This is a genomic window from Profundibacter sp. (assembly GCF_056498605.1).
Genome location: NZ_JBSMEZ010000023.1, coordinates 1 through 10,856, shown reverse-complemented (window position 1 = coordinate 10,856; position 10,856 = coordinate 1). Strand labels below are relative to the sequence as shown.

Here is a 10,856-nt window from a genome sequence, read left to right as displayed (position 1 = left end):
AGATGAGCGGCGACTGGCTACCTTTTCGCTTCGCGGATCAAAAGCGGCACTAACACAGCTCGCGTCGTGTTGGAGAAAAATTACCGACAGCGATCCATTCCAAACTTCTGCCGATCCGTTCTGATTTAGCATTATTATTACCTCTTCATATAAATGACGCTCCCAAAAAATTGACATCCCCCCAAATCCCCCAACACTCCGCCTCGGACGCACATCCAAACGGAACACCCTGATATGAAACACTTCGCCCTCCTCCCTGCCCTCGCCCTGATTGCCGCCTGCGCCACGCCGCAGGAACAGTGCATCAACACCGCCAGCAATGAAGTCCGCAGCATTCGTAGCGGTATCAGCACCAGCCAAGGCAACATCGCCCGTGGCTATGCGATCCATCGCTCGCAGCAAGCCTACGAGGCGCCCGATATTTGCTATGACAAAGACAAAAAGCCCTATCGCTGCTTTCACACCCAATACCGCACCGTGGAAACCCCCGTTTCCATCAATGTGGCCGAGGAACGGCGCAAGCTGGCAAACCTTAAGAAACGCCTGCCAGCCGCTATGCGCCAGATGAATGCCGGTGTGGCCAATTGTCGGGTTCAATACCCCGAGGGGTAACTACCGCAACACATGCACCGCGCATTGTGAATAGCGCACAACGCGGGCCGCAGTGGAGCCGAGGAAGAAATCCTGCAACCCCGGTTTGTGTGATGCGATCACGATCAGGTCAATCCCCTGATCCTTGGCATAATCCACAATTGCGCTGCCGGGGTGGCCGATAATTACCTTGGTCTGCACACCTTTAACACCGCCCGCATCCGCCTTCAGGCTGGTTTCAACCTCGGCGCGGTTCTTTTCCAACTGGCCTTCGGGCAGATAGCTGGCCACATAGCCGGGTATCGCCTCGAGCACGCTAATCAGGGTGATTTTACCCCCCTCGTCGCGCAATTTTTGCGCCACTTTCATTGCTTCAACAGTGCCATGCCCGTGATCCAAGGCAACGGGTACCAGAATGTTTTTATACATGATGTCGTCTCCTTTGTTTCGGGACAATTATACACCTGCCCACAGCCCCCCACTATGACCCACATCAACCCCGTTTTCCAAAAATTAACCATCTGTTTACCATTATCAACGACTATTCAGGGCGGGGATAGGAGGTGTGGATGCTGCGTATATTGGCCCTGTTGGCAGTGCTGATCTTGCCCACAATGGCGCAGTCTGGCGCGTGGCTACTGGAAAAGGGCGCGGTGTATTTATCATGGTCCAACACCATTTCGACATTGCCCGAAACCCTGTATGCAACCGACACATCCCTATACGCCGAATACGGGCTAACGCCGCGTTTGACGGTCGGGTTCGACGGCTATTTGGGGGCATCGGGCAGCGTATCCGAAGCCTATCTGTTCCTGCGCCTCCCTGTTGGTAAATCCGGTCGCCCTGCACGCATGGCCCTGACATTCGGGGCGGGGATGAAATCCATTCCCAATCCGTGGGGCACCACGACGGAACAGGCAATGGCCAGGATCGGGGCGTCGTGGGGGCGTGGGTTGGAAAATGGCTGGCTGTCGGTTGACGCCTCGGCCATCACCGTGGTCAGCACCTCGCTGGATGTGCCAGGCCAGTCCGGCACCAGCTATAGCGCCGACTTCACATGGGGGATGAAACCCACGGACCGACTGATGTTAATCTGGCAACTGCAAACCGGCAAAACAGTTAATGGACCCACCTATGCCAAATTCGCCCCCTCGCTGGTCTGGTCCATCGGTGGCGGGTCCAACCAGATCGAAGTCGGCCTTGTCAAAGGCCTGACAGGGGACAACACGCAAAGCCTGAAATTAGGGTTTTGGAAGAGTTTCTGACGACGGCCTTGAAATGCAAACCCTCCGGCGCTAAAATCATGTTTTTTAGTGTGCCGCTTTTTGCACCCACTTCATTTTTCGTCCATATTTTGTAGGTCCATATAATGCCCAATGATACCGCCGCCACGCCACTCACCCATAATGATCTGGTTTTATCGTACCACCGTGTGCGCCGTGCGGTTGGCATTTTAGGGGTCATCCTGCCGCTGACCCTGATCATCGGCGGTTTATTATCCAACAGTCAGCTTGAGCCCTCGATCAGCGACTTTTACCACACCACGATGCGCGATGTTTTTGTTGGCACCCTGTTTGCCATCGGCATTTTCCTGATTTCCTACAAGGGGTATAAACCCGACAAAGGTGAATGGATTTCTGACGACTGGGTGGCAACACTTGCAGGCATTGCCGCCTTCGGGCTGGCGCTGTTCCCGAACGAGAGCCAAGCCGTTGTGACTGTTTCCCAAGAGGCGCTAGGCCTGAAGGTCAGCTCAATGTTCCACTACGCCTCGGCCCTGACGTTTTTCATCTGCCTCGGGGTGTTTTGTTATTATAAATTTCCCAAAACCGCTAGCCCGCGCCGACGCCGGATTTATATCTGGTGCGGGCACATCATCCTGATTTCAACCATTCTGATCACCATCACATCTTATATGAAAGTAAAAGGCAGCCCCGATATGCAGGCCATCGTGATTGACTGGAATCTGGTTCTCTGGCTCGAGGCCATCGGCATCTGGGCTTTTGCGTTCTCGTGGCTGGTCAAAGGCAAGGCCGATCTGGCCTTTAGCCGCAGCGCCCGAAAGGCCCATGCGCAGAAACAGGCTGCAAAATCAACCGCAGCCTTGGGTCGTTAGCCAACGCTAACAACCACGTCATACATCACCGGCTCGAAATTCTTGCACAGCGCGTTGAATTTCTGGTGATAGCCGCGCATTTCATCCGACCGCAACATCGCCTGAAAATCATTGCGGGTTTTCCATTGCACGTAATTGGCAATCCGCGTCTGGGCGTCATTTACATGCATGGCCGCCCCGACAAACCCGGGCTGCTTGCTGACAAAGACATCACAAGCCGTCTTCAATTCATCCAGCAAATCCGGACAGGTGCCCGGTGTCACCTCGAATGTGGTGACAACCGTCTGAACATCATTGTCTTTTGAAATTGTTAGCATTGGCTGGCCTCTCTGGCTGGCTTATCCGTCTTTTGGCTCGATCACTGTAAGGCCCAGTATACGCCAAACCTGCATCCCGCCGCGATAATAATATATCTTGTCGGCAGGATACCCCACACTGATCATCGCGCGAATGGCGGTTGGCGACTGCCCACACCACGGCCCGTTGCAAAACAGCGCCACGGGTTTGGCGCCGTCACAAATCCAGCCGTCAAAATCTATCTCGCAACCCAACTCGTCCAGACGGTCGGCGACCTCGGTATAGGGAATGTGCGCAGCGCCCGGAATGGTGCCGTTATAATACCACTTGGCCACACGGCTATCAACGACGACAGCATCCGGATCCTGCAACATCGCAATCACCTCCTGCTCGCCAATCGGGGTGACACCCTCGGCAGGGATCATCGGCTGCACACAGAAATTCGGACAGGGCCGCGATGTGCGTGTCCAATCCCCGCTTAGGCGGTTCTGGTTATCCTGAATACGCGATATTTCAACGGGGCCATCACCGGTTTCAATTTGAACAGACATCACCCCGGGGCCGATATTCACCGGCTTGTTTTGCGCATAAGAAGCCGTCGGAATGCTCATGGCCAGAACCAAACCCATCGTTGTAAAAATTCGCATACTTCTCTCCAATTACAGTTGTTCCATCAAAGCTGCGTCACTTGCGCAATGAGGTCAAGTCACCAGAGCCGATACGCGACAAAAAAGCAGGGCGCACATTGACACCCTGCTTCCTATTTTTGTCATTGCCTTAAGTATCAGAGCGGCCGGTCAATCCGCGCAGTCACCTGAATTTTGCCTTTGCAAGCAACTGACCAATTCACCCAAACCTCGTTGTTGCCCGCCCCCGAAGCGCGCTCTGCATAAGGCATCGTACTCAATCGTGTCGAAGTGCCCGAGGTGATTATCCCATCAGCAACCACTGACGTCACACGTCGCGTATATGCGCCAAACGGCAACATAGGGGCAAAAGGCACTTTCCACGTCTGCGCATTGGTAATCTGCGAATGTTCTATGACCGCAGGGTTCTGCACCCGTTCGTTCACCCCGTTAAAGGTGTTGGCATCAAACACAATGTTACGAAAACTCCAATAATCCAGATCAGCATAAGTGGTGTCGATATTTTCGATCCGCGTAATTGAACCCGCAAAAGCACGGAATGAATTGCCAGTGACGCTTAGCCCGTCAATGGAATGGCCCGTGCCATATGGCGTGATGACGATCCAGTTAAACCAGGCCACAGCGTGGCTGGAAACGAACACATTTCCGGTGACCGTCAGGCCGCCAAATGTAAATGCTGCCCCCAGAACGGGGTCCGCATCATGTTCGTTTGTCATCTCGATGAAACAGTTATCGATATAGTTCCCATCAACGATCGAATTCACGTTGGTATTGGTGAAAATCAACCCGGCTGTGCGCAAACCATTTGTCTCGTTGTCTCCCTGATACCAATGGTTACCCGTCATAATGGTACCAACACCTGCCAGCAGGGCAAAATGACCAAAGCGGTGCACATGATTGTTGCGGATTTTCGCATCATTCTTGTTTACATTCAGCATCACCGTTGTGCGGTCTTGTGCGCGCAAACCCTCTTCATTGGATATGAACTGGTTGCGGTCAATCTGGATGTCCTGACACCCCACCCCAATTGACGAAATCCCGCGATCCTTGGGCTTGGCTATGCTGCTGTCACGGATTTGGAACATCCGCCCATCCGGCGGCAACATCACCGCACTTGCATCACCTTGACACAGGATTTCCACATCAGCGATTTCAAAGCGGCTCATCTTAACAAACCCGCTGAAATCCAGCACATATTTGAAACGCTTAAAGGTGAAATTCTGGGTGCCATCCGCATCAAACAACGCATGATTCAGCGTTATGGTGCCCGCGCCCACATTTTTTGAACGCACGTAAACTTCGCGCCCAACACCATTGCCCTGCACCAATGATCCAACCTGAATATTGGCCACATCCGCAACCGCCGTCAGGGTTTTAGGATCAGTCGGCGCATAAGTCGCCGCCGAAACCACAACATCCGTATCCCATGCCGGTCCTGCAATAACCTGAATTTGGCCATTGCGTAAAACGCGGCGGGATTCAAAAGTATCACGGTTGGCAACGGCAGCCTGCACATCAATTGGCCCGGCTACTTCAACCCGTCTGCCGCCCATATCCAATGAATCGTGGTCTGAATAGTTCAACAACGCCTGCAACGCTTTCTTCAGCGCCAACTCTTCATCCCCAAACGCGTTGATATAGGTTGGAAGGTCGAAATTCTTGCGCAAAACAAGCCGCTTTGCGACCGGCATGGTCACAGTGCCTTCAAACCGCACAGGGCTTTCAAAAGTAACATGATCGGCCAAATTGTAGGTGCCTTCTGAAATCAGAACCCGACGCCCATTGGCGGCGGCATCTGCGGCCTCGAATGCCGGCATATCATCGGCAATACCGTCACCGACGGCACCGTAATCCTTCACATCGACCCAATCCATCATATCGCGTAGAAACGCGCTGGTGATGTCCTCAATCTGGACATCGTCAATCCGCACAACACCACCTGTCGGGCCGGTTAAATCCAGCCCAAAATGGCCATAAGCGGGCGCGCTTCCCCATTGCATGTCCACACCATTACGCACGCCAGCACCCACAATCGCCGAAACAGTCACCACCTCGCCATATGTGGTCAACGTTACGCTTGGGCCGACCTCGACCAGCCCGCCAACATGCGCATCCGACGCCGTGCCAGCCCAGCCCGCGATCCGAACCGTTGCCAGATTGCCGCTGACGGCTTTAATACGCGCGGTAATGCGCAGATAACAGCCGGGCAACATCTGCGTTTGCCCCATATAGCGCAGCTTTTGTGTGGCCGTGGTTTTTTGCAGCTCCAGACAGCCGCCAAAATCCTGATCCGCAGGCACAAAGGCCGCATTGGCCGCCCCTGCATAAGTGTCTTGCCCCGCCGTGCCATCCTGACTGGACCACACATCTAAACCATTCGCAAATTCCGGTGGTGTAAACACCAACCCATCCGTGATTGCCTTGTTCATCTTAACCCCTTTCCACATATCCGGAACGCGCGTGCAGGCACGCACTGGGGCCACAGGCCACCATTGATCCGCTCAAATTTCAGTTACCGTTTGGAAATTCAGGCACTTGGCCCGAATGGGGGAATATGTATCAAAGCGGGGTTAATCAGAGTTAACCATTGCGAACGGTGCCATGTTCAAGGTCGTTCAATAGAAATTGTATTGTGAAAATAAACCGGTACTCCAGCGTTGCGCCACAGGAAACCGGTTAATCTATGTAAATTTGTCAGAGGTGGCGCAGTTATTCTAACCCGCCCGCCAATGCCTTCTCGATCAGCGCCACGGTCTCGTCCACACCATATAGCGCAATGAACCCGCCAAACCGCGGCCCCTGACTGGCCCCCAACAACACCTCGTATAATGCCTTGAACCAGTCGCGCAGCGGCTCGAACCCGTGCTCTTTACCCACCGCAAACACCATCGTCTGCAACGCATCCGCATCCGCTGGGCCATCCCACGCCTTCAACCGCGCCAACAGATCCTGCATCGCCGCATGCTCACGCTCATCCGCCACCCGATACACCTTCGCAGGGGCAACAAAGTCGTGGTAATATTTCACCGCATACCCCGCCGCCGCATCCAGATCACCGTGCGTTTCGGGGCTGGCATCAGGCGCATACCGCTTGATAAACCCCCACAACGCATCCTTACTCTCGGCCGCCGAAACAGACGCCAAATTCAACAACATCGCAAACGGCACCAACATTTCGCTTTCCGGCGGTTTGCCCCCGTGGATGTGCCAAACCGGATTGGCCATCTGTGCCTTCAAATCTTGCCCGCCAAACGCCCGCAGTTGCTGATGATATTCATCCATCGCTTTGGGGATTACATCGAAATGTAGCCGCTTGGCTGTGCGCGGTTTCTGATACATGAAATACGAAAGGCTCTCGGCGCTGGCATAGGTCATCCATTCGTCTATCGAAATCCCGTTGCCCGATGATTTCGAAATCTTCTGGCCATTTTCATCCAGAAACATTTCATAGACATAATGCGCAGGTGCCGGCACGCCCAGAATGCGGCAAATCTTGTCATAGATAGGCGTGTTGGTAGAATGATCTTTGCCGTACATTTCAAAATCCACGCCCAAAGCAGCCCAGCGCGCGCCGAAATCGGGCTTCCATTGCAGTTTCACCTGCCCACCAGTCACAGACATGGTCACTTCGTCGCCATCATCATCGTCAAAGGTAATCGTTCCCGCGTCGGCATCCACCGACTTCATCGGCACATACAGCACGCGCCCAGATTTTGGGCAAATAGGCAGGAAAATCGAATAGCTCGCGCGGCGCTCCTCGCGCAGGCTTGCCAGCATCACCTCCATGATTTCGTCGTATTTTTGCACGCAGCGCAAAAGCACCTCGTCGAATTTACCACTGCGGTAAAATTCGGTCGAGGAAATAAAATCATACTGGAACCCGAAGGTATCCAGAAACCGGCGCAACATGGCATTGTTATGGTCTGCAAAGCTGTCGAATTCACCGAACGGGTCGGGCACATCGGACAGGGGGTGCTGCAAATACGGCTGCAATGCATCGGGGTTTGGCACATTGCCCGGCACTTTGCGCATGCCGTCCAGATCATCGGAAAAACAGATCAGACGTGTGGGGATATCGCTTATCACCTCAAATGCGCGGCGGATCATCGTGGTACGGGCCACTTCGCCAAACGTGCCGATATGCGGCAGCCCCGAGGGGCCATAGCCGGTTTCAAACAGCACATACCCCTTTTCAGGTGTCTTGCCGTTCAACCGCTTCAAAACGCGGCGCGCCTCCTCAAAGGGCCAGGCTTTGGAATTCATCGCGGTTTCGACCAGATCAGACATATTGTTACACTTTCTCGGCAGAAATCCGAGCACATTGCCCGAACAATAGAAACGTCCCTATTGCCCCGCCCCGCCCGCGTCAATATTCTGACCCTATAGAACATGCCAGATTTAGGAAATAAAAGTGACTGATATTCCCCACTCCTTCACCCCCCAAGACAGCCTTGTCGCTGTGATGATCGCCATTTCCGCCTCGGACGAAGACATCCGCGCCTCGGAATTGCTGACCATTCAGGCCATCGTGAACCATCTGCCGGTCTTCGCTGGCTACGATATGGACCGCGTCAAAACCGTGTCGCAAACCGTGTTTGATCTGTTTGGCGAGGAAGACGGGCTCGACGCCCTGTTCGGCATCATCCGTAATGATCTGCCCGAACGCCTGTATGAAACCGCCTATGCGCTGGCCTGCGATGTGGCCGCAGCCGATGGCAAACTGCGCGAAACCGAACTGCGCCTGCTCGAAGAAATCCGCTACGAGCTGGACATAGACCGCCTGCACGCCGCCGCGATTGAACGCGGTGCAAGGGCGCGGCATGTGTTGCCGTAGGACAGGATTGAGGACGAGGTTCCCCTTGCCACAAACCCAACACGCCCTATGCTAGAACCACATTCTAAAGGGGCGTGTTTTGACGGTTAACATTTTTGATTATCTATGGTCCCTCGGCTGGCTTACTTATGCCCCCATTGTGATCTTTGTGCTGTGCTACAAATTTCTGTCCATGGGCACCCTCTGGAAAAACGATACCGACCGCACCCGCTGGATTACCGCCCTCAACCACGACAGTTGGAAAACCTTTTACCACGGCACCATGTTTGATGTGCTGGAATGGGTAAATAACCGGCTCTCGCGTTCCGAAATCAGTGCAAACGCCCCGCCGCTGCGCATCGCCTTTAGCCACGGGTTAATCAACGCAACCATGCTTTTGGCTGTGGCCTATCCGCTACTATCTTTCATTGCCCAATGGCTGGCGGGCAGCCCATTACAGATTGGCGACCTGCCAATCGCCCCCGCCGGATCAGGTATTGCGCGAATCTTCGTTATATTTTGGCTCTCGGCTTCATTTTTTCTTTACCTGTATGCGGCTAAAACAAAATCACGCTTGTGCTTGCCATCGTTTATCCTCGCAAGCGTGATTTTGTATGGCGGAATTTTTGTTGCGGATCGGTTCGGTGTTCCCAACGCATTCGCATTCGCATTCGCATTCGCAGGCGCAGGCGCAGTCGCATTCGCATTCGCAGGCGCAGGCGCATTCGCAGTCGCATTCGCAGGCGCAGTCGCAGAACACAAATACGGAAAACGCCCCGTATTCAGCCTGATTTACCTCGTCGCACTACTCTTACTGGTCTCTCTCGTAATCCACTTTTTGCCATCAATAAACCCCACCGGCACCATCCCCCCCGCCTACCTGCTGCTCTTCTTCGCCATCTTCCCCATCCTGAACGCCGTGGCCGATTTTGCTTCAATCGGTCTAACCCGCTACCTTCTGCACCGCGGTCTAACCCGCTCCACCCCGCTTAATGCGCTGTTTGATACCATCGGCGGCATTGCAATATTTTTCATCCTTGGTGGCGCACTCATCACCTACATCCACCTTGTCCGCCCCATTGATGGCACCCCGTTGCTGGACCTTGGTGAATTGTTCAAACTGCTGAAAACGGACCGATCCGATTATTGGTGGCTGGCACTTATGCTCGGCTCAACCCTGCTGCCAACCTTCATCCATCTGCTGATCGGCATCGCAACCCTTGCATTGCAATATCCGGAATTTCTGCGCCAGAGAATTGTCAAATTGCTGGAATCGGGTGCCAAGGGTTCTGAAATTCATGGCCGTCTTGGGTCAGGCGCAATTTGCGCCCTCATCACCCTTGCCTGTTGCCTGCCGCTTTATGGGTTCAACTGGCTATTCACCCTCAATCACGGCGCTCTGATTGACGGGGTGATTTCTGTTTTCTACAGCTATGCCGATCTGATTGGCGCGTTATAAGGCGGTTTTGTACCAAACCGACGCTGAAATGTACCATCTGTACGAAACTCACGTCCCATACAGCGTCGCCCAGCGCTCGATCAACGCCTGCTGCAACCGCTTGGCCGCCTTGTTCCAAGACTTGGACCCTTGCGGCGCTTCGCGGTCTACTTTTGCCACGCCCGCGCGGCGTTTTTCATCCGCCATGAACATCGCAAATGCCAACTGCGTGCCATCGGGTGCTGTCACATATCCGGCCAGCGCCGACACGAAATTCAGCGTGCCAGTTTTGGCATGAACCTTCACCGGATGCCCCTTGATCACCCGCCCGTTTGCGTCCCGTAATGCAATCGGTTTCAATAAATGTGCGAACTGCCCCTCCGGCCCCTGTTTCACCAGTGCGGCCACCATATCCCCCGCCGTCAGGCGTGACCCGGCCCCCAACCCCGAATGGTCCACAAACTTCGATTTTCGCGCACCAGTATGCGACGTCGTCCAGCTGGTCATTTTCTTGGCCGACGCCTTCAAACTGCCCCCCGTACCACCCCGCGCTGCACTTGCAGTCATGCCGATGGACTCTGCTGTCATGTTATTGGAATATTTCAACAAATCCCGCAGCAAAATGCGCAATTCATCGCTTTTATGTTCCACCAGAACCGTGCCTCTGGCCGCCCCTTTCACCTCTACAGCGCGGGATAGTTTAACCCCTTGCGTGCGGGCCATCGTCTGGAATACTTCGGCTGCATATATATGCGGCTTTCGTACCGGCAACCAGCGACTGCCGCCCTTGCCCAGCGCGCGGCGCGCAACGGTCCAGTTGTCCACACCATTTGTGCTTTTGTAGCCGTAAACCGGCTGCTCCCGATTCACGACACGCATCTTGGCAATGCTGACACGGGGGCGGTATTTTTCCGTGCGGGCATCCATCATAATTTCGTATTTCCCGCCGACACC

Annotated in this window: 11 protein-coding genes; 5 read left to right on the top strand and 6 right to left on the bottom strand. The window is 54.3% G+C overall.

What is annotated here, in order from left to right:
- Positions 1–234 precede the first annotated feature (234 nt).
- Positions 235–612, top strand: a complete 378-nt coding sequence (locus ACWB12_RS02520; protein WP_479528487.1) for a hypothetical protein — start codon at positions 235–237, stop codon at positions 610–612.
- Here the strand turns inward: ACWB12_RS02520 and ACWB12_RS02515 are convergent, their stop codons facing one another.
- Positions 613–1,020, bottom strand: a complete 408-nt coding sequence (locus ACWB12_RS02515) for a universal stress protein (RefSeq protein ID WP_479528486.1) — start codon at positions 1,018–1,020, stop codon at positions 613–615.
- A gap of 140 nt (positions 1,021–1,160) precedes the next feature.
- Here ACWB12_RS02515 and ACWB12_RS02510 point away from each other — a divergent pair, with 140 nt between their 5' ends.
- Together ACWB12_RS02510 and ACWB12_RS02505 are read left to right on the top strand one after the other, a co-directional pair.
- Positions 1,161–1,856 (top strand): hypothetical protein, encoded by a 696-nt coding sequence (locus ACWB12_RS02510; RefSeq protein ID WP_479528485.1) that lies wholly within the window; start codon positions 1,161–1,163, stop codon positions 1,854–1,856.
- A 104-nt stretch (positions 1,857–1,960) separates the two neighbouring features.
- Complete coding sequence (locus tag ACWB12_RS02505; RefSeq protein ID WP_479528484.1) at positions 1,961–2,707, top strand: hypothetical protein; 747 nt, start codon at positions 1,961–1,963, stop codon at positions 2,705–2,707.
- Here the strand turns inward: ACWB12_RS02505 and ACWB12_RS02500 are convergent.
- The 4 genes from ACWB12_RS02500 to ACWB12_RS02485 all read right to left on the bottom strand — a co-directional run bounded on the left by ACWB12_RS02500 (position 2,704) and on the right by ACWB12_RS02485 (position 7,938).
- Positions 2,704–3,024 (bottom strand): antibiotic biosynthesis monooxygenase family protein, encoded by a 321-nt coding sequence (locus tag ACWB12_RS02500; RefSeq protein ID WP_479528483.1) that lies wholly within the window; start codon positions 3,022–3,024, stop codon positions 2,704–2,706. The two genes, ACWB12_RS02505 and ACWB12_RS02500, sit on opposite strands and share 4 nt — an antisense overlap.
- A 21-nt stretch (positions 3,025–3,045) precedes the next feature.
- Complete coding sequence (locus ACWB12_RS02495; protein WP_479528482.1) at positions 3,046–3,651, bottom strand: rhodanese-like domain-containing protein; 606 nt, start codon at positions 3,649–3,651, stop codon at positions 3,046–3,048.
- A 137-nt stretch (positions 3,652–3,788) separates the two neighbouring features.
- On the bottom strand, positions 3,789–6,080 hold the full coding sequence (locus ACWB12_RS02490; protein WP_479528481.1) for a right-handed parallel beta-helix repeat-containing protein: 2,292 nt from the start codon (positions 6,078–6,080) through the stop codon (positions 3,789–3,791).
- Between the two features lie 280 nt (positions 6,081–6,360).
- Positions 6,361–7,938, bottom strand: coding sequence for a lysine--tRNA ligase (locus tag ACWB12_RS02485; RefSeq protein ID WP_479528480.1), 1,578 nt, complete (start codon positions 7,936–7,938; stop codon positions 6,361–6,363).
- Positions 7,939–8,062: 124 nt separating this feature from the next.
- Between ACWB12_RS02485 and ACWB12_RS02480 the strand changes: the two genes are divergently transcribed.
- A complete protein-coding gene (locus ACWB12_RS02480) occupies positions 8,063–8,485 on the top strand; it encodes a tellurite resistance TerB family protein (protein ID WP_479528479.1) in 423 nt (140 codons plus the stop codon).
- Positions 8,486–8,564: 79 nt separating this feature from the next.
- Positions 8,565–9,923: a hypothetical protein gene (locus ACWB12_RS02475; RefSeq protein WP_479528478.1), complete on the top strand. Its 1,359-nt coding sequence runs from the start codon at positions 8,565–8,567 to the stop codon at positions 9,921–9,923.
- A gap of 48 nt (positions 9,924–9,971) precedes the next feature.
- Here ACWB12_RS02475 and ACWB12_RS02470 read toward each other — a convergent pair.
- Positions 9,972–10,856, bottom strand: an 885-nt coding sequence (locus ACWB12_RS02470; protein ID WP_479528477.1) for a D-alanyl-D-alanine carboxypeptidase, incomplete at its 5' end; no start/stop codon positions are given.